A 17,850-nucleotide genomic window follows, 5' to 3' on the forward strand; every position below is an offset into this window, starting at 1 on the left:
GCTTCATGCACCATTTGGTTAAGTGTGGCCGGGCTCTAAAAACTATAATGGGAATCATTATTATTTAAAAAGACGTTGTGCGTTCATTCAGGAGCAGTAGATTCCATGATTACCCGACCCCTTTTCCAGCGTTCTGTGTTGTCTGTGGCAGTGCTGGCCGTCATATCGACAGCAGCCCATGCAGCTGAAGGCGATGAATCCGTTTCGCTGGAGACATTGACTGTTTATGGCGATACCTACCGCAATACCGCAACCAAAACAGCGCTGACCCCGGAAGAAACCCCCCAGAGCATCACTGTGCTGGATCGTGAGGGGCTCGAAATGCGGGACGCCACTTCGGTTGCCAGTGCGCTGCGCTATTCCCCCGGCGTGAACACCGAGCTTCGGGGCGGGGCGGTTACCCGTTCAGATCTGTTCAATATCCGCGGTTTCATCAATTACCAGAATTATTATGACGGTCTGCAGCTGCTGTATAACGACTGGAACCTGCAGCCCCAGATCGACCTGATGGCGGTTGAGCAAATCGAGGTGTTCAAAGGGCCGACCTCATCACTCTACGGCTCAATGCCCCCCGGAGGGATGGTGAATCTGATTGGCAAGTCGCCCAGCACCGAGCGTTATAACCATGTTGAAATGGCGACCGGCACCAATAACTTGCTGGAAGGCAGCTTCGAAAGTACGGGGCAGCTGGGGGATTCTGATCTGTCATACAGCGTGGTCGGGCTTGCCCGCCAGAAAGACGGACAAGCGAAAACCTCTGAAGAAGAGCGCGTGATGATCGCGCCGTCTGTTGACTGGCAGCTCAGTGACGACACGCTGATTAATTTTAACGCCTATTACCAGAAAGACCCGGAGATGGGGGTGTACAGCACGCTGCCGGCGGAAGGACTGTTTCAGGACAACCCCAATGGCGAGCTGCCGGTTGACAGTTTTTCCGGTGACGCCAACTGGGATCTGTACGAGCGGGAAGTCGCGATGGTCGGTTACAAGATCAACCATCGCTTTAATGACAGCTGGACCTTTCTCCACAATTTCCGCTACACCGATGCGACGGCCTATCAGGAGAACACATACAGCACGGCTCTTGCAGCGGATATGCGCACGTTGGGTCGACGTGCCTATCTGACGGATGAAGCAACCCGTGGCGTTACGGTGGATAACCAGCTGTCAGGTCTGTTTGATACCGGTGCGCTGGAGCATAACCTGCTGGTCGGGATTGATTACCTGTACCTCGATTCCAACATCAAATACGAAGATGCAGCGGCCCCTTCAATTGATCTGTTCGCGCCGGATTATTACCAGATTGATCCGGACTCGCTGGACTTCGCGGCGTCTGGCTACTCGAGTGACTTTGACCTGTCGAAGGAACAGCTGGGCTTTTATCTGCAGGATCAGGTTCGGATCGATCAACTGGTCCTGATTGCCGGTGCTCGTTATGACCGGTATGAGGGTAAAGAACAGGGTCGCCAATACGGCGCGCCGATTGATGTGAAAGATTCAGAAGAAAACGTCTCGTTCCGCGCGGGTGCGCTGTATGAATTCAATAATGGCATCTCGCCTTTCCTGAGCTATGCAGAAAGCTTTGAGCCACTGACCGGCGTTGACAGCTCGGGCGATCGGTTTGAGCCCTCGACCGCACAGCAGTGGGAAACAGGTGTGAAGTATCACACGCCAGATGACAAGACCTCCCTGTCGGCTGCCGTCTATCGCATCGACAAACAGAAAGTGCCGACCCGGGACCCGAGCGGTACAGCCTATGACAAAATCCAGACCGGTGAAGTGCGCTCTCAGGGCGTTGAGCTTGAAGCCAGCACCCGACCGATTGATAGCCTGATGTTGTCATTCAACTACACCTACCAGGATGTGGAAGTGACCGAGGACAACAGTGGCCTTGAGGGCAAAACCCCGGTCTGGGTGCCGGAACAGCTTATCTCCGCCTGGGCCGACTATACCTTCTTTGATGGCGTGCTGGCCGGCACCCGGGCAGGGATGGGGGTGCGCTACATCGGTGAAGCTGAGCTGGATGCGCTCAATACCGACAAAGTACCCGATGCCACATTGTTGGACATCGCATTGGGCTATGATCTGGGATACGCCAGCACAGCCTTGCGTGGCGCCACCGTGGGGCTGTCGGTCAACAACCTGTTGGATGAGCGCTATTACTCCTGCTTTGACGGGCTGAACTGTTGGTTTGGCGCAGAGCGCTCAGTTGAAGCAAAGGTTGGCTATAGCTTCTGACCACATCCGTTTTCAAGCATTGCCAGATGCCGCCGAGGCTTAGCTTAGGCGGCATTTTCATTTCGGGGTGCCGGTGCCTGTCGAAATAGTTAACGGTGCTGTTGGATGTGGCACGGTGTTCATTTTTTATCTCCCTGTTTTAGGTCGCGTTTTAAATCGATGGTCAGGATTATGCTCCTGCCAGAAAGCGACGTAGTTATCCTGAAAGGCTGTATATCGGGGTATTTTCATAAAACGATGGAGAGTGACATGAAAATTCATACCTGGTTTGGTGCAGCGCTTTCGGGAGCCGCACTTTCGATCTCAGCGCCGGCGGCGCATTCCATTATTCTTACCGATATCGTCATGATTGTTGATGAATCGGGGTCAATGGGTAATGTGCAAGCAAACCTCAGGACGAATATCGGGCAGTTTGCGTCCATTCTGTCTGCCGGAGGCGTTGATGCTCAATACGGTCTTGTTGGCTACGGCAATTCCCAAGTAAAGCCCAGAACGCTGACGGATCTTACTGATCCTGCGTCATTTGCTACGGCGGCTCAAGGGCTGCTTACAAGTGGCGGTACTGAGCCGGCATACACGGCTTCAGCCTACGCTCTCAATGCGCTGGACGATCAAGGTGATCTGTTTAGCTTCCGATCTAATGCGTTGAAAAATTTCATAATATTTACTGATGAGCCATCAAATGGAGACAGCACATTTGCCGGTACAATCGGCGGAAATGCTGTAACCTTTGCATCAATTGACCAACTGCTGACAGATAGCAACGCGCTTTATAATGCCGTACTGAGCGGAAGTAGCACTGTTACCTCAATTGGTGATCTGGCGACCAATCATGGTGGTCAGGTGTTTGATCTCAATGGGCTGAACACCACTGATTCGCAGGTTGTTAGCGACTTTGTGGACATGTTTGCGACAGCCAAGCTTCAGGAAACAATCGACTTCTGTGATGCCAACCCCACCGCGCCCGGCTGTCAGGGTGCGGGTGACCCAGATAATCCTAACGAAGTACCGGAGCCTGCACCTCTGGCATTGTTGGGGCTGGGCCTAATCGGGCTTGGATTACGCCGTCGCTTTATGGCCTGAACGCCTCTGACCTGATCCAGGCAAGTAACTGGCCGTCCTTGCCTGGAGTATTCGCATCCAGACGCTACCTCATTAACCCCGCTGGTGTTTATTGAGCATAAAAAAGCTCAAGATTTGCCCGATCCTGCCGATAATAGAAGCATCCTAACTATTCTCGGGGTCCGGCTCATGATCACTAACAGCCAGATTAATTTTCTTTCTCAAAACAGCCGGCAGTCGTCTTTTATTGATCAGAGCCAGCTTCGTATCAATCAAGGGTCAGGTGGAGTGTCGCCCCGGAACGGGCAGGCAATCGACATCAGCCGTGATGCGACGTATCGCTATTCTTCCCGCGATACCAACGCCTTCAGCAGTTCTTCCTCAGTATCAACAGGCTCAGGCGGGTCACGGAACTTTGTGTCGGAGGCCTTTGCTCAGCAAGCCACGTCATTTCTGGTAAGCGGTCAGCAAGCGATCTCGATCAGTCGCGCCGCACTGGGGGCCCCCGCTGCCAGCACTGCGGGCGGCAGCCTCTCGGTTTCGGCCGGGCAATATACCTTTGTGTCGCAGTCTCAGTCCCGAATGGTGACGGCCACCGGTTCCATCCAGACCAGCGACGGCGAGAGCATTGAATTCAGCTTGTCCTTGCGGCAGTCCCAAAGCCGTCAGTATGAGTACAGCGAATCACTGCGAATCGAAGAGCGCCCGGCGACTGATCCGTTAGTGATCAACTTTGGTGCTGACACGGCACATCTGACGGATACCCTGTTTGACTTTGATCTGGACGGCGATGGCGACAACGAGTCGCTGGCCCAACTCGGCAGCGGAAGCGGGTATCTGGTATTTGATCGCAACGACAACGGCACGGTGGATGACGGCAGTGAACTGTTCGGCCCACAAAGCGGCTCCGGTTTTGGTGAGCTGGCGCAGTACGATGATGACGGCAATCGCTGGATTGACGAGAACGACGCCATCTTCAGCCAGCTCAAAGTCTGGGTGCAGACCGCAGACGGTAACGAAGAACTCAGGTCACTTGAAGAAGTGGGCGTGAAGGCGCTTTATGTTGATAACGCCGAAGACCAATACACGCTCACCAGCAGCCAGGGCGTGCCACTGGGACAGATCAAGGGAACCGGCATTTATCTCACCACCGATGGCGATGTGCGCACGTTGGAAGAGATTGATCTGGTGGACCAAAGCGATGCAGGCAATGTCGCGACACCGGCAATGCCGGACGCTCAGGAGGCGCAGCCGTCTGCTTTGGAAGCGGCCCGGGCTGAAACGATCCGAGCTGCACTTGAGAAGCTCGACGAGATCCGTGAGCAACAGAAAGCCTTTGTTGAAAACCGTCGATCACTGGATATCTCCGAATCGCCACTTCTAGATTACTTCGAGAAGCTGAAAGAACTCCAGCGTGAGCTGCTGGAACGCTCGCGCGAACACAAGCAGGCAGCTTCCGGTTACCGTTCGGTCGCAGGGGAATAGCCTGACAAACAGCGGGATCAACCTACGGGATCCCGCTGTTTGCGGATCAGGCGCTGTGCTGTAACTGACCGGTCGACCGTTCTTCGCCCAGCGTGAGCCCTGTGACCGTCTGTAGTTTTTCCAACTGACTGGCCAGCATCTGGACGGCACGCTCACCTTTGACCGTCAGCTCGATATCCAGAACTCCCCGCCCCATCTGCACCTGCATCTTCTCAATCGTGAAGCCGCGGATCCGCACCACCTGACACAGCCGCTCCAGTGCCGCCGGTTCGGCATCCATACGACATTGCATTCGATGGCTGATAATAGGGTCTGAAGCGTTCATGCGATGGTCCCTCTCAATGGCATTTTTTCAGTCATGTTGGTTTGGCGTTGAATAATCGATGCATCCAGCATTTCCCGGTTTGATTCACCCGGCTTTACGATCGGCCAGACGTTATCTTCCCTGGCGATGGCTACGTGAAGCAGCATCGGGCCGTCGTAGGCCAGAATGGTTTCAATGCCCCGACGCACTTGTTCTGAGCGGTCGACATGCAGCGCGGGTATGTCAAAGGCCCGGGCCAGGGCGACAAAATCGGGGTTGTCGTCCAGATTGATCTGGCTTTCCCTGTTGTCGTAGAACAGCTCTTGCTGCTGGCGCACCATGCCCAGGCATTGATTATCCATGATGATGATTTTCACCGGTAACCGGTGACGCCTGATGGTGGCCAGTTCCTGGGCATTCATCATGAATGAGCCATCACCGCTGACATTGATAACCGGATGGCCGGGGCGGGCAAACTGGGCGCCAATAGCAGCTGGCAGACCGTACCCCATGGTGCCCAGGCCGCCACTGGTCAGGTGATTGCGGGGGTGGTTAAAGTCGAAATATTGGGCCACCCACATCTGATGCTGCCCGACGTCGCAGGCGATCGTGGTGTCATCCGGCGTAATCTCGGATAGTTGACGAATAAACGCCGGCCCGGAGATCGGCGCATACGGCTCATCGTTACTGGCGGCTTTGAAGCCGTAGGTTGTCCTCCAGGTACGGCATTGCTGCCGCCAATCGGTGAGCTCGGCAGAGCAGGGCGCGAGTGATTCCGTCAGCGTATCGAGAATCCTGCCAAGGTCGCCGCGAAGCGTGACTTCAGCCTGACGCAGCTTGCCCAATTCGGCAGGGTCAGCATCGATATGGATCATCCGTGCGTTTGGCGCAAACCCGCTGAGCTTGCCGGTGGCCCGATCGTCCAGTCGTGCGCCGATGACCAGCAACAGATCGCAGGCATCAACGGCCAGATTCGCTGCGCGGGAGCCGTGCATACCGAGCATGCCGAGCTGATCCGGGTTGGCATTGCCAGGATTTCCGATTCCCTTCAGCGTTACCACGTTGGGTATGGCTGTTTTACTCGCAAATTGTCTGAAGGCCGCCTCTGCCTGAGCCAGACTCACGCCGCCGCCGCTGTAGATCAGCGGCCGTTTTGCGTTGCTGAGCAGATCGATAGCTTGTGCGGTTGCGTCGGTGTCGAGCGCTTCTGCCGCAGTCGGCTGCTTGCAGGTATGGGCCTGTTCGCTGGTGTCTGCCAGCAAGATGTCTTTGGGGATATCAACCCAGACCGGTCCCGGTCTTCCAGAGGTCGCAAGTGCCAGTGCCTGTTCCATAACATGCGGCACGTCGTCTGCCGAGGTCACAAGGTAGCTGTGCTTTACGATGCCCAGCGTCATGCCAAGAACGTCCGTTTCCTGGAACGCATCCGTGCCGATCAGGCTGCGGGGTACCTGGCCGGTGATTACCAGCATCGGGATCGAATCACGGTGGGCGTTCGCCACGCCGGTGATCAGGTTGGTTGCTCCCGGGCCGGACGTAGCAATGCAGACGCCGACCTTCCCGCTTGCCCGGGCATAACCGTCTGCGGCCAGGGCGCAACCCTGTTCGTGTCGACAGAGCACATGCTGGATACCGTCCACGTCACCAATGACCTCATCTGACACCAGGGCATCGTACAGCGGCATAATGCAGCCGCCGGGATAGCCAAAAACGGTATCGATGTGATGGCGTTTCAGTGTTTTCAGTATGTGCTGTGCAGCGTTCACGATGGTTCCCTTTTGTTGTCGTGTGCGGTGTGTTCAGATTTCAGTGCAAAAAAAAGCCCCCGGGACCTTGCGGTGCCGGGGGCTTTTGAGTGTTCAGTCTGGATGTGGTGTCTAGTTCATCCTCTCGTTCACGCAGAAGCCCCCGGTTGGCACGACGACCACCAGGACTAGCTTCATAATCACGACGAAAGATTGGAATGTCATAAACGGATCTTTAGACCACAAACGTTAACAGATGATCGAAATGTAACCTGAGCCCAAAGAGGCAGGCAACCTTTTTCTGCAATTAATTTACTCAGGCGTTTTTACATCACCGTCAGTTTTTCTGTAGGGGAGCGCCTCAAGTGCCGCGTTTTTATAGCCGATAATGCCTTCGGCTTCTTCCTCCACAAAGCGTTCTATCGCTTCCTGAAACCCGGGGTGTTCAACCCAGTGCCAGGAGTGCGTCAGTTGGGGTTCGAAACCTCTCACCAGTTTGTGTTCGCCCTGCGCGCCGGCGTCAAAGCAGCGGAAACCTTTCTTTATCGCCAGCTCGATACCCTGGTAATAACAGGTTTCGAAATGCAGGTGCTGGTATTCCTCAAGGCATCCCCAATAGCGACCGTAAAGGGTGTCGTCGCCCATCAGAAACAGGGCGCCGGCGATCATGCGGTCACCCTGAATCGCCATGATAACGTGCAGTTGCTCTGGTTGGTTTTCTCTGAGCAGCGCAAAAAACTCACGGTTCAGGTACGGACGTTGGCCACGTTTGAGATAGGTAGCCTGATAAAACACATAGAACGCATCCAGCACCGTGTCGGTGAGATATTCGCCAGGAAAGTGGGCGAACTGAATGCCCTGATCCTCAATCTGGCGGCGCTCCTTGCGAATGGATTTCCTTTTGCGGGATGTCAGCGTAGCGAGAAAATCTTCAAAGCAGGCGTAATCCCGGTTAAACCAATGGAACTGGCAGCCGAGCCGGTGAAGCGTGCCCGGGGCTTGCAGCAGTGCCTGATCATGCGCGTTCGGAAAAAGCAGATGCCAGGAATGACAGCCTAATGCGGCGGCGACATTCTCCAGCGCCTGATGCAATTGGGTTGGCGTAATCCGCTCACGGGCATCGGGATTGATCAGCAAGCGCGGCCCCTGGGAGGGGGTGAACGGAACGGCCATGAGCAGCTTGGGATAATAGGCCATACCGTAACGCTCGTAGGCGTCGGCCCAGGCCCAGTCAAAAACATACTCGCCCATTGAGTGGGATTTGAGATAGGCGGGAATGACGCCTACACGGTCGCCGTCCAGCAGTACCTCAAGGTGAGCGGGTGTCCAGCCGGATTTCGCGCTGGTGCATTGGCTGTGCTCCAGTGCTGACAGGAAACGGTGTCTGAGGAAAGGTGAGCGGGTGCCACTGAAATGGTCCCATTCGGCTTCGCTGATGGCGTCAATGGACGCCAGCGAGCGAAGGTGCAACACCGGTTGTCCGGTGTTGCTTTCGAATACGTCTGTCATGGTAGGTTATACGCAGCCTTCTTGAATGAGCAGGAGGTATAACCATACGCTATTCAGCCGATATCGTTCACGCCCGGAAATGAAAGCACACCATTAATCGTGGCGTGGGCCATGGTCACGGTCACCTTTTCTTTCCTTGCGTTCGGCCTGCATTTTGGCCCAGGTTTCGCGCTGCTCGGCGTTCAGAACCTGGTAAATCGCAGCATAGGCGTCAGCTTTCGCCTGAACACGATCGCGAGCTGATTCAGCTGCCTTGTCTGCTGCAGCCGCGACCTGAGATTTGAAATCACTGCTGGCCGGATCACCACTGAGCATTTCAGGTCGGTCTTCACGCCGCTTCTCGAATTGTGCTTTGCGCTCTTCATGGCCTTTCTTGAAGATCGCACGCATCTCATCACGCTGTTTTTCAGTCAGGTTCAGGCGCTCGGCCATATGATCAAAGCGATGCTCCATCATTTCTTTACGATCGCGCTGATCGTGCTTGCCATGGCGAGGCTCCTTGTCACAGTTTTCGTGATCTCCTGACCATGCCAGCGGGCTGACCAGAAGGGAGGCTGCGAGGGCCATTGGCAGAATCAGTTTATGGCGGGAAATTGCTTTCATAATGATCTCCGTTGTTTATCAGGATGCAGCCGATGATGTTCGGACTGTCTTGCTTCGAGATTCAGACTACGCTGTGTTGTGTCAGGTTCTGTCAGCGCTGTGTAAAGGTTAGGTAAAGGCTGGAAGTGCCTGAAATCGGGCGTGATAAACTTGACTCCGATTTAACGAATTGCCGTGGGAGTATCTGCATGCAGGATCGTATTCTGCTGGTGGAAGATGATGACGAATTACGCAGCCTGCTGACCCGTTACCTGGTCAGTCAGGGGTTTGTGGTGCGCGAAGCGGCCAACGGTGAAGATGGTCTCGCGTTGGCCCAGGACGAGCTGGTCGATATGGTCGTGCTGGATATCATGTTGCCGGATATCAACGGCCTTGATGTGCTGCGCCGGTTGCGGGCCAAAACCCGTCTGCCGGTCATCCTGTTGACAGCAAGGGGCGAGGAAACTGATCGCATTGTCGGCTTTGAAGTCGGGGCTGATGACTATATTCCCAAACCCTGCAATCCGCGGGAGCTGGTGGCAAGGATTCAGGCGACATTGCGCCGGGTGGCCTGGGATCAGGAGTCGGACATCGAGAAATCCCAGATCGTGGGTGATCTGCGTATTGAGGCAGAGCAGCGGCGGGTGTTTCAGAATGACCAGCCTGTTGAGCTGACGGCAACCGAATACGAGATTCTTCAGGTGCTGCTCAGTCGTGCCGGCACCGTTGTACGCAAAACGGATTTGATGCAGTGGGCGCTCGGCCGGCGGCTGACGCCCCATGACCGAACGCTGGATATGCACGTCAGTAATTTGCGACGTAAGCTGGATGCTGGCGATAACTCACGTATCGAGACCGTTCGCGGGCTCGGTTACAGCTACCGGAGCCCGGTATGAAGCGTAGGCTGACATTGCCGTTGTTCTGGCGCATTTTTTTGCTTATATGGATTGCCATGGCGGTTGCTGTAGTGGCCAGCAACATGGCGCTTCATGAGCTGTCACGCCGGGAACGGGTCCAGCTTGAACAGCGGGATGATCTGGCACAGGTTGCCCGGCAGGCGGCTGAGCTGAAAGCATCCGGCGACAGGCGCGGTGCCCGTGACATACTGCACCGGATCGGAGAGCGTGAATCGCTTTACCTGATACTGGTCGATAGCGATGAACAGGAGAACACCAAACCCGGACGATTCGGCAAGCATCTGCGTCATGGTTTTCCGCCGCAGCGTCCGGCAGTAATTGATGCCCCGGCAGGCTATCGAATGATGATCTGGCAGCGTGGAGACAGCAGCGGATGGCTGGGCCCGCGTATGCTTCGGTCGTTTGAGATGGCGATGACCTTCCTGATGATTACATTGGCGTGCTGGTGGATAGCGCGCCACATCAGCCGGCCGCTGCGTAAAGTCGAGGCGACGGCTCAGGCAATAGCAGTGGGTGACATGTCGTTGCGGGTAGATGATGCTGTGGCCAATCGCCGTGATGAGATCGGAGCACTGGCCAGCGCGTTCAATGCCATGACAGACCGGCTTTGCACGTTGCTTTCCCGGCAACAGCAATTACTGCGGGACATTTCCCATGATCTTCGAACGCCCCTGGCACGCCAGCGGGTGGCAATAGAATTGGCTGGCGATGCCGGGCATGATGCCGATTTGATGGCCACTATCCTGCGCCAAAATGAACGCATTGAAGCCATGACGTCGCAGATTCTGACGCTTTATCGGCTGAGCGAAAAAGGCCAGGCAATTGCCCGCGAGCCGGTACGCTTTGTCCGCGTGTTGAATGATGTGCTGCAGGGCGCGGCTGACTACGCCGAGCAGCGCAGCGTGGATTGTCAGCTGACGATGGATGAAGACGCGCGCAAGGCAACCGTTCTGGGGGATAGCGGGTTGATTTATCGGGCCCTGGACAATGTCCTGCAGAACGCGCTGGACCACACGCTACCCGAGCACAAGGTCCACCTGAACCTGACGGTTGAAGCACACTCGCTGGTCTGCACCATTCGGGATGAGGGGCCGGGAGTGGCCAGTGAGGATCTGGTTAACCTGTTTGAGCCGTTCTTCCGTTCCGATCAGGCGCGTGGCGGACAGGGCTGGGGGCTGGGGCTGGCGATTTCCCGCGATATCATGCAGGCCCACGATGGTCAGATTGATGCGGTTAACAGCGACATGGGCGGATTGGAAGTACGCCTGTCCTGGCCTCTGTTTGTCTAGGCATCGTCTTCGGGAACAGTCGGCTTGAGCGCTTCAACACCGTCGAAAGCAATACCGTCACTGAGCTGATCTTCTTCAAACCGGATACCGCAGCCGGCTTTGACGATTCGAGCCTCACCTGCGGTACCGGGGGCTTGAGGGCCTGAATCCTCGTCGTATTCAGTTTCGGAATCGTTGTTGTCATCGGTGCCGCGCATGTCAGTTTTTCCTTCGGGCTGTTAAGCTGAAATCTGTCATTGCCGTACTGGCAGCCATCACTTCAAGGATGCTATGCAGAAAGACTATCCCATTCCCGCATCATCGCTTGAGCGCGAAATCGAAATCAAGAAGAGTCGCTTCATTGCCCGTGTCACGGCCGTTTCCAGTCGCGAGGACGCGATGGCATTTCTGGCGCAGGCCAGGCTGGATTATCCAGACGCAAGACACCATTGCTGGGCCTATCAGATTGGTCGTCCGGGGGCAGCTACCCAAGCCGCGATGAATGATGACGGTGAGCCGTCAGGTACCGCCGGAAAGCCCATTCTGAATGTCATTCAACACAAGGACATGGGGGACGTCATGGTGGTGGTTATTCGCTACTTTGGCGGAGTGAAACTGGGTGCCGGTGGCCTGGTTCGTGCCTACGCCGGTGCTACCGAGGCGGTCTTGTCAGAGGTGCCCCGTCAGACCTTTCGACAGACCCGCAGCGTTCGGCTTCGCCTTGGCTTTGCCAGCGAACAGCCGGTGCGCCACTGGTGCTCAGTGCATGAGGCGGAGGTTGTCACCGTGAACTATGGTGAAGAGGTCACGATGGCGGTCGCGATACCGGAAGAAGTTCATGGCACTTTCTTTGAATTCTGTAACGCTGAAGGTATTGATGCCTCCGAAACCCACTAGCGTTCGTATCTGTCATTAGACCAGCGGGCGTGTATTTCAGGTTTGTAAGCAGTCGGTAAGCGCAGCTCTGGTGTAAGATTAAAGAGATCCAATTCAGTTTTCGGGGAGAGTTTATGTTTCGGGCAGCAATGGCGTATCAAAAGCACGCATTTCAGTTGATTGTTTTGCTGGGAGTGGTTGCGCTCACAGGTTGCGCCAGCTCAGTGACAACCGATTACGATTCATCTGCGTCGTTCGCCAGTTACAAGACCTGGGCCTTCGCCGAGAAGGATGCCAGCAACGATTTTATGAGTCTTGATAGCGGCCGGGTAGAGGCGGCTGTCAAGCGCGAACTGGAGCAGGAATCGATGCAGGAAGCACCGCAAGACAGTGCGGACCTGCTGGTGAGTTACCGGGTTGAAGATGCCGAAAAATTGGAATCCAGCGGTTTCACCTACGGGCTAGGCCTGGGCCGGGGGAACTTTGGCTTTGGTGTATCCACCGCGCCTGAAGTTCGGCAGGTCAAGGAAGGCAAGCTGGTCGTTGATCTTGTCGATCGCCAGACTGAACGCGTGATCTGGAGTGGTATCAGTCGCCGTTACCTCAACGAGAGACAGTCTCCGGAAGCGCGTAGCGAATTAATTGATGAAGTCGTTGCGGCTATGTTTGAGAAGTACCCGCCGTTGTAAAGCGGCGCTCAATAAGTTGGTTGGCGGTTCTGCAAGCCTTGGGAGTCTTTCTCACAACGGACAGGCAGGTGGCGATATGAGTTGGGTGACAATCGCACGCTATAGCTTACCTTTCGAAGCTCATGTGGCTCGGGCACGGCTGGAATCCGAAGGTATTGATGCCCTTGTCATGGATGAGCACACTATCAATATGCAATGGCTGTACAGCGATGCCATGGGCGGGGTTCGCCTTCAGGTCGACGAAGCCTACTGTCAGCGGGCAGAATCGATTCTGAATGAAGACCGTTCTGACCTGGTGGATGACTCCATCGCGCCGGGACTGGCATCCCGCGATACCAGCGGTCCGGCGCACCTGACAGAGCTTGCGGATCAACGTTATCGCCGCGGATTTTTCATGGCGTTCCTGTTCTGGTTTATCGGATCCTGACATCAGCCTGGAAATGACTGACATATCGGGAGTTTGGCAGTGAAGAACAAACACGAAGGCGGGCTGGTATTTTCGACCGAGCAAGGGCGAATGTGCCCGGGCTGTCGTCAGCCTGTCACCGCATGTGAATGCAAAAACAGTGCGCCTGCAACGGGTGACGGTGTAGTGCGGCTCAGCAGGGAAACCAAGGGCCGAAAAGGCAAGGGTGTAACCCTGATAACCGGAATTCCGTTAGCCGAGAAAGAACTCAAGGCATACGCTAAAACCCTGAAGGCAAAATGCGGCACTGGCGGTACCGTCAAGGACGGTGTGGTGGAGATTCAGGGCGATCACCGGGACCTCCTGCTCCCCTTGCTTCAACAGAAAGGCTGGACTGTAAAAAAGGCAGGAGGCTGAAGTTCGCCTCATAACGCAGCAGACGCGTGCGCCGTAAAGAGAACATCAACAGGATTGCCATTTATGCCGCACCCCACGCTCTATCAGTTTCCCGTTTCACCTTACTGTGAAAAAGTGCGCTGGGCGCTCGATTTCAAACACATTGATTACACGACGCGCGATCTGCTTCCGCTCTTTCATTTGCCCGTCATCTTTCGCCGTACCCGCCAGAACAAGGTGCCGGTTCTGAAAATGGACAATCGGTATATCGCGGGATCAGATGTCATTATTCAAACGCTGGAAGAACGACTGCCGTCAGCGCCCGCTTTGTATCCGGTGGACGACAGCGAATTTGAAGATGCACTGGAATGGGCCGCGTTTGCTGATCGGGAGATTGGCCCGCACCTGAGGCGCACAGCCTACTTTCATCTGATTGACAACACCCGGCTGATGTTTGAAATACTGACACGAGGTCAGGGGGCCGTCGGCCGAATGGCATTCCGCACCAGTCAGCCCATGGTTATTCGGGCGATGAAGGAAGGCATGAGGATCAACCAGCGGGGCTACGACAGCAGCCTGGTGCGTTTGAACGAGGCTCTGGATCGGCTCGATGCCAGGCTCAAAGACGCCGCGTATCTGGTGGGTGACCGGTTCACGGTTGCGGATCTGACGGCTGCTGCACTTTTGGCGCCGCTGGCACAGCCGCCGGAAGCGCCGTTTCAACCCCCCGTTGAAATGCCTGAGGCATTCACTGAATTTTGTGCCGCTTTTGAAGATCGCCCTGTCATGGATTGGGTTCGGACAATCTACCGGAAGCATCGCAAGCCGGCACAGCAAAAATCAGTGGAATAGTTTTTGCTGTGCTCGGAGTTGAGTGTTGATGCGGGTTAGCCGTTAGGATTAGCCGGCGAATCAAACAATCTTTTCGTTAAAGGAGTGGTCTGATGCATATTCTGGTTCTGGGGGCCGGTGTTGTGGGCACAACAACCGCATGGTTCCTGAAGCAGGCCGGGCATGACGTGACGGTCATAGAGCGGCAGTCCCGTGCGGCACTGGAAACCAGTTATGCCAACGGTGGGCAGGTCTCGGTATCCCACGCGGAACCCTGGGCCAATCCGTCCGCTCCGCTGAAAGTTTTGAAATGGCTGAACCAGCCAGAAGCGCCGCTTCTGTTTCACTTGCGTATGGATCCGGCGCAATGGCTCTGGGGCCTGAGTTTCCTGCGTGAGTGTACGCCTGAGCGTACCCGCTACAACATTCGCCAGATGGTGAATATTGGCACTTACAGTCGGGCAAAACTGCAGGCGCTGCGAAAGGAAACCGGCCTGCACTATGACCAGCTTGAGAAGGGCATCCTGCACTTCTATACCGATCAAAAAGAGTTTGACGGCGCGCTTGAACCCACTCGTATCATGTGTGAGCTGGGATGCCAGCGGGAAGTTATCAGCACTGAGAAGGCAATCGAACTTGAGCCTGCTCTGGCTCCCGCCCGACACCGTATTGTCGGAGCGACCTATACCGCTGAAGACGAATCTGGCGACGCCTGCAAGTTCACCCAGGAACTCGCTGCCAAAGCGGAAGCGGCAGGTGTCACTTTCCTCTATAACACCGAGGTGGTCGGCATTGAGAGGAATGCCAGTGAAATTACCGGCGTGCATACTGTCAATAACGGTGCCCATACCACGTTGAGAGCTGATAGCTATGTGCTCAGCCTGGGAAGCTATAGCCCGATCGTGGCAAAGCCGTTGGGCATTGGCTTGCGCATTTACCCGGCCAAAGGGTATTCCATTACGGTGCCCGTTAAAGATGAGGCGGCCGCATTCAAAGTCAGTCTTACTGATGACCAGTACAAGCTGGTGTATTCGCGTCTGGGAGACCGCTTGCGGGTTGCGGGCACCGCGGAGCTGACGGGGTACAGTCGTGACCTGAACATCAAGCGTTGTCAGGCGATTGTGCGTCGCAGCGCCGAGCTGATGCCGGAAGGTGGCCACTGGGATCAGGCATCATTCTGGACGGGGTTGCGACCGACAACGCCTTCCAACGTGCCCTACGTGGGGCGGACCCGCTATCGCAATCTCTTCCTCAATACCGGTCACGGTACCTTGGGCTGGACGCACTCCTGTGGCTCGGCTGCCGGCCTCACCGATATCATTTCCGGGCGCAAGCCGGAAGTTGATTTTGCTTTCACCGGACTTTAATCAATGAGCAAACCTTCGGCGAATCCGTTGTATTGTCGGCGGTCTGCCTTCCCATTGTTCATCCGCTTTTTCGGACGTTCCAAGGAGATCAAGTGACGGAAAGGTTTGATGCCCGCCTGTTGCTATTGATCACCCTGGCAATGCTGGCGTTCGCCTCCAACTCAGTGCTGGGCCGACTCGCACTGGGCTCGGAGGCAATTGATCCGGGAAGCTATACACTGATCCGGCTGGCATCCGGGGCGCTTATGCTCTGGATGATTGTCCGGTTTAATCGCCGCTCTTCATCAGGTGCTGCTGAGTCTCGCCCGCGACAGTGGTTGTCCGGTGTCATGCTGGTGGTGTATGCACTGTGTTTCTCCTTTGCTTATGTGTCGTTGCATACCGGAACCGGGGCCTTGATCCTGTTTGGCATGGTGCAGTTGACGATGGTGGGGTGGGGCGTCGCTAAAGGTGAACGGCCTTCTCCGGTACAGTGGGTCGGGTCAGCGCTGGCAATCGCCGGGCTGTGTTATCTGGTTTCCCCCGGAGTAACGGCGCCACCACTAAAGGGCGCGGTGCTGATGGCCCTGTCAGGGGTCGCCTGGGGTGTTTATTCGCTTCGGGGCAAAGGTGTTTCCAGCCCGATACAGGCGTCCGCCGAAAACTTCCTTTGGGCATTGCCTCTTGCTGTACTGGTCTGGTTGCTTACGATGTCCGGTTGGCACGCCAGTTTGAACGGTGTTTTGCTTGCGGTGGGGTCAGGCGCGCTGGCTTCGGGGTTGGGCTATGTGCTTTGGTACCGTATTCTGCCCGCTATCACTGCCACGACCGCCGCGACCGTCCAGTTGTCAGTGCCGGTTATTGCTTCGGTGCTCGGTGTGTTGCTGGTATCAGAGCCAGTGACAATGCGGCTGGTCGTGTCGTCTTTCACGATTCTGGGTGGCATTGGCCTGGTGATTGCTGCCCGGCGTGGCGCGTGAGCAGGTGGCATCGGGTCGCGGGTAAGGGGACTATTTTCTGGATGCGGTGATCTGAAAGCGGTCGCGGTTCGAAAGAACCCACCAGCCGAATTCGTATTGAAATTCAAATGGAGACAATCATGATCACGGTTCATCACCTGAATAACTCCCGCTCACAACGGATTTTGTGGATGCTGGAGGAGCTCGAAGTGCCCTATGAGATTAAACGTTATGAGCGTGATCCCAAGACGATGCAGGCGCCGGACAGCCTTCGGGAGGTCCATCCATTGGGTAAATCTCCGGTTATTACCGATGGCGACCTGACGATTGCGGAGTCCGGAGCAATTGTGGATTACCTGGCCCATACTTATGGCAAAGGCGAGTGGTTGCCGGCTCCCGGTACTCAACAGTGGATCGATCATGCGTACTGGCTGCATTACGCTGAAGGATCGCTGATGCCGCCGCTGTTGCTGAAGTTGGTGTTCGAGAAAATCAAAACGAATCCGATGCCGTTTCTTATTAAACCCGTCGCCAAGGGTATTGCAGACAAAACGATGAGCTCGTTTATCAGTCCCCGAATCAAGACCCACATGGATTTCGTTGAAGCCCACCTTGCCAAAAACGAGTGGTTTCTGGGCGATAAAATGAGCGCGGCGGATATTCAGATGAGTTTTCCGCTGGAGGCATCACTGGCCCGTGGCATTGTAGGTCGCAACCGGCCGGCGATCCGCAACTATGTTAAACGTTTCCAGGCGCTGCCGGCTTACCAGCGCGGGCTGGAAAAAGGAGGGGAATATGCATTCGCCTGAGACTCGAACCCCTGGTCGGTGGCCAAAACGGTGCGCCCGTGGTGCTGGTATTACCGCGATGGCTGCCATGTTGGGTGCTTGTGCCGCTTTGTCTCCCAGCGTCAATGATGAGCAAAAGCAGGCACTGAAGAATGAACTGCAGGGGCGGTTTGGTACCTACCAGAATTGTATGGTTGCAGCAGCAGATCCCTATGTTCATATCGAGTCTGCGCCGCCATCAGATATAGCCGAAGCCGCACAGGCAAGCTGTGACGGTCCATTCAAGGCGTATCAGGGGGCAGTGGTTGATTACTTTACGGGTGTGGTGTCGGGGTCTGCCCGCGACGAAGCTCGAAGTCGTGGCATGCAGCACGCTGAGGATGCGGGCCAGCAAACACGGCGACAGATCATAAGACGGGTTTTGGATCAGCGCAGTTGATCAAATAAGA

19 protein-coding genes are annotated in these 17,850 nt (G+C 55.7%); 14 read left to right on the forward strand and 5 right to left on the reverse strand.

Going from position 1 to position 17,850, the window contains the following annotated elements; genetic code table 11:
• The first annotated feature begins 105 nt into the window (after positions 1-105).
• The 3 genes from ACUN9X_RS07680 to ACUN9X_RS07690 all read left to right on the forward strand — a co-directional run bounded on the left by ACUN9X_RS07680 (position 106) and on the right by ACUN9X_RS07690 (position 4,785).
• Positions 106-2,238 (forward strand): TonB-dependent siderophore receptor, encoded by a 2,133-nt coding sequence (locus ACUN9X_RS07680; RefSeq protein ID WP_445472697.1) that lies wholly within the window; start codon positions 106-108, stop codon positions 2,236-2,238.
• A 105-nt stretch (positions 2,239-2,343) separates the two neighbouring features.
• A complete protein-coding gene (locus tag ACUN9X_RS07685) occupies positions 2,344-3,321 on the forward strand; it encodes a vWA domain-containing protein (RefSeq protein ID WP_445472698.1) in 978 nt (325 codons plus the stop codon).
• Positions 3,322-3,489: 168 nt separating this feature from the next.
• The gene (locus tag ACUN9X_RS07690; RefSeq protein ID WP_445472699.1) at positions 3,490-4,785 is read left to right on the forward strand and encodes a hypothetical protein; all 1,296 of its coding nucleotides are present in this window, start codon (positions 3,490-3,492) and stop codon (positions 4,783-4,785) included.
• 46 nt (positions 4,786-4,831) lie between these two features.
• On the opposite strand, the gene ACUN9X_RS07695 is transcribed toward ACUN9X_RS07690, so the two are convergent.
• The 4 genes from ACUN9X_RS07695 to ACUN9X_RS07710 form a co-directional block, all read right to left on the reverse strand.
• Complete coding sequence (locus ACUN9X_RS07695; RefSeq protein WP_260036136.1) at positions 4,832-5,110, reverse strand: ACT domain-containing protein; 279 nt, start codon at positions 5,108-5,110, stop codon at positions 4,832-4,834.
• Positions 5,107-6,855, reverse strand: a complete 1,749-nt coding sequence (gene ilvG, locus ACUN9X_RS07700) for an acetolactate synthase 2 catalytic subunit (protein WP_445472700.1) — start codon at positions 6,853-6,855, stop codon at positions 5,107-5,109. The genes ACUN9X_RS07695 and ilvG overlap by 4 nt, the downstream gene beginning before the upstream one ends.
• Before the next feature lie 291 nt (positions 6,856-7,146).
• Positions 7,147-8,343: a GNAT family N-acetyltransferase gene (locus tag ACUN9X_RS07705; RefSeq protein WP_445472701.1), complete on the reverse strand. Its 1,197-nt coding sequence runs from the start codon at positions 8,341-8,343 to the stop codon at positions 7,147-7,149.
• 93 nt (positions 8,344-8,436) lie between these two features.
• Positions 8,437-8,946, reverse strand: a complete 510-nt coding sequence (locus ACUN9X_RS07710) for a Spy/CpxP family protein refolding chaperone (protein ID WP_445472702.1) — start codon at positions 8,944-8,946, stop codon at positions 8,437-8,439.
• A 188-nt stretch (positions 8,947-9,134) separates the two neighbouring features.
• Between ACUN9X_RS07710 and ACUN9X_RS07715 the strand changes: the two genes are divergently transcribed.
• The gene (locus tag ACUN9X_RS07715; protein ID WP_260036131.1) at positions 9,135-9,821 is read left to right on the forward strand and encodes a response regulator transcription factor; all 687 of its coding nucleotides are present in this window, start codon (positions 9,135-9,137) and stop codon (positions 9,819-9,821) included.
• On the forward strand, positions 9,818-11,131 hold the full coding sequence (locus ACUN9X_RS07720) for a sensor histidine kinase (protein WP_445472703.1): 1,314 nt from the start codon (positions 9,818-9,820) through the stop codon (positions 11,129-11,131). The genes ACUN9X_RS07715 and ACUN9X_RS07720 overlap by 4 nt, the downstream gene beginning before the upstream one ends.
• On the opposite strand, the gene ACUN9X_RS07725 is transcribed toward ACUN9X_RS07720, so the two are convergent.
• The gene (locus ACUN9X_RS07725) at positions 11,128-11,328 is read right to left on the reverse strand and encodes a hypothetical protein (RefSeq protein WP_445472704.1); all 201 of its coding nucleotides are present in this window, start codon (positions 11,326-11,328) and stop codon (positions 11,128-11,130) included. The two genes, ACUN9X_RS07720 and ACUN9X_RS07725, sit on opposite strands and share 4 nt — an antisense overlap.
• Before the next feature lie 73 nt (positions 11,329-11,401).
• On the opposite strand from ACUN9X_RS07725, the gene ACUN9X_RS07730 reads away from it, so the two are divergent.
• The 9 genes from ACUN9X_RS07730 to ACUN9X_RS07770 all read left to right on the forward strand — a co-directional run bounded on the left by ACUN9X_RS07730 (position 11,402) and on the right by ACUN9X_RS07770 (position 17,840).
• Positions 11,402-12,007 (forward strand): YigZ family protein, encoded by a 606-nt coding sequence (locus ACUN9X_RS07730; protein ID WP_260036126.1) that lies wholly within the window; start codon positions 11,402-11,404, stop codon positions 12,005-12,007.
• A gap of 113 nt (positions 12,008-12,120) precedes the next feature.
• Positions 12,121-12,675, forward strand: coding sequence for a DUF4136 domain-containing protein (locus ACUN9X_RS07735; protein ID WP_260036125.1), 555 nt, complete (start codon positions 12,121-12,123; stop codon positions 12,673-12,675).
• 76 nt (positions 12,676-12,751) lie between these two features.
• Positions 12,752-13,102, forward strand: a complete 351-nt coding sequence (locus ACUN9X_RS07740; RefSeq protein WP_260036123.1) for a putative signal transducing protein — start codon at positions 12,752-12,754, stop codon at positions 13,100-13,102.
• A gap of 39 nt (positions 13,103-13,141) precedes the next feature.
• The gene (locus ACUN9X_RS07745; RefSeq protein WP_260036122.1) at positions 13,142-13,498 is read left to right on the forward strand and encodes a translation initiation factor Sui1; all 357 of its coding nucleotides are present in this window, start codon (positions 13,142-13,144) and stop codon (positions 13,496-13,498) included.
• Positions 13,499-13,561: 63 nt separating this feature from the next.
• Entirely contained in the window at positions 13,562-14,329 is a 768-nt protein-coding gene (locus tag ACUN9X_RS07750; protein ID WP_260036120.1) for a glutathione S-transferase family protein, read from the forward strand.
• A gap of 92 nt (positions 14,330-14,421) precedes the next feature.
• Complete coding sequence (locus tag ACUN9X_RS07755; protein WP_260036118.1) at positions 14,422-15,675, forward strand: D-amino acid dehydrogenase; 1,254 nt, start codon at positions 14,422-14,424, stop codon at positions 15,673-15,675.
• A 92-nt stretch (positions 15,676-15,767) separates the two neighbouring features.
• Positions 15,768-16,634, forward strand: a complete 867-nt coding sequence (locus tag ACUN9X_RS07760; RefSeq protein WP_260036116.1) for a DMT family transporter — start codon at positions 15,768-15,770, stop codon at positions 16,632-16,634.
• Positions 16,635-16,753: 119 nt separating this feature from the next.
• Positions 16,754-17,422: a glutathione S-transferase family protein gene (locus ACUN9X_RS07765; RefSeq protein WP_260036114.1), complete on the forward strand. Its 669-nt coding sequence runs from the start codon at positions 16,754-16,756 to the stop codon at positions 17,420-17,422.
• A complete protein-coding gene (locus tag ACUN9X_RS07770) occupies positions 17,409-17,840 on the forward strand; it encodes a hypothetical protein (RefSeq protein ID WP_445472705.1) in 432 nt (143 codons plus the stop codon). Before ACUN9X_RS07765 ends, ACUN9X_RS07770 begins: the two co-directional genes overlap by 14 nt.
• The last annotated feature ends 10 nt before the right edge of the window (positions 17,841-17,850 follow it).

Source organism: Marinobacter sp. V032 (genome assembly GCF_052645435.1).

Bases quoted from the DNA above. Each gene is read 5' to 3' on its own strand.
- ACUN9X_RS07705 (WP_445472701.1), bottom strand. From the start codon at position 8,343: ATGACAGACGTATTCGAAAGCAACACCGGACAACCGGTGTTGCACCTT.
- ACUN9X_RS07715 (WP_260036131.1), top strand. From the start codon at position 9,135: ATGCAGGATCGTATTCTGCTGGTGGAAGATGATGACGAATTACGCAGC.
- ACUN9X_RS07680 (WP_445472697.1), top strand. From the start codon at position 106: ATGATTACCCGACCCCTTTTCCAGCGTTCTGTGTTGTCTGTGGCAGTG.
- ACUN9X_RS07685 (WP_445472698.1), top strand. From the start codon at position 2,344: ATGTGGCACGGTGTTCATTTTTTATCTCCCTGTTTTAGGTCGCGTTTT.
- ACUN9X_RS07770 (WP_445472705.1), top strand. From the start codon at position 17,409: ATGCATTCGCCTGAGACTCGAACCCCTGGTCGGTGGCCAAAACGGTGC.
- ACUN9X_RS07755 (WP_260036118.1), top strand. From the start codon at position 14,422: ATGCATATTCTGGTTCTGGGGGCCGGTGTTGTGGGCACAACAACCGCA.
- ACUN9X_RS07730 (WP_260036126.1), top strand. From the start codon at position 11,402: ATGCAGAAAGACTATCCCATTCCCGCATCATCGCTTGAGCGCGAAATC.
- ACUN9X_RS07725 (WP_445472704.1), bottom strand. From the start codon at position 11,328: ATGCGCGGCACCGATGACAACAACGATTCCGAAACTGAATACGACGAG.
- ACUN9X_RS07695 (WP_260036136.1), bottom strand. From the start codon at position 5,110: ATGAACGCTTCAGACCCTATTATCAGCCATCGAATGCAATGTCGTATG.
- ACUN9X_RS07690 (WP_445472699.1), top strand. From the start codon at position 3,490: ATGATCACTAACAGCCAGATTAATTTTCTTTCTCAAAACAGCCGGCAG.
- ACUN9X_RS07710 (WP_445472702.1), bottom strand. From the start codon at position 8,946: ATGAAAGCAATTTCCCGCCATAAACTGATTCTGCCAATGGCCCTCGCA.
- ACUN9X_RS07765 (WP_260036114.1), top strand. From the start codon at position 16,754: ATGATCACGGTTCATCACCTGAATAACTCCCGCTCACAACGGATTTTG.
- ACUN9X_RS07750 (WP_260036120.1), top strand. From the start codon at position 13,562: ATGCCGCACCCCACGCTCTATCAGTTTCCCGTTTCACCTTACTGTGAA.
- ACUN9X_RS07720 (WP_445472703.1), top strand. From the start codon at position 9,818: ATGAAGCGTAGGCTGACATTGCCGTTGTTCTGGCGCATTTTTTTGCTT.
- ACUN9X_RS07735 (WP_260036125.1), top strand. From the start codon at position 12,121: ATGTTTCGGGCAGCAATGGCGTATCAAAAGCACGCATTTCAGTTGATT.
- ACUN9X_RS07740 (WP_260036123.1), top strand. From the start codon at position 12,752: ATGAGTTGGGTGACAATCGCACGCTATAGCTTACCTTTCGAAGCTCAT.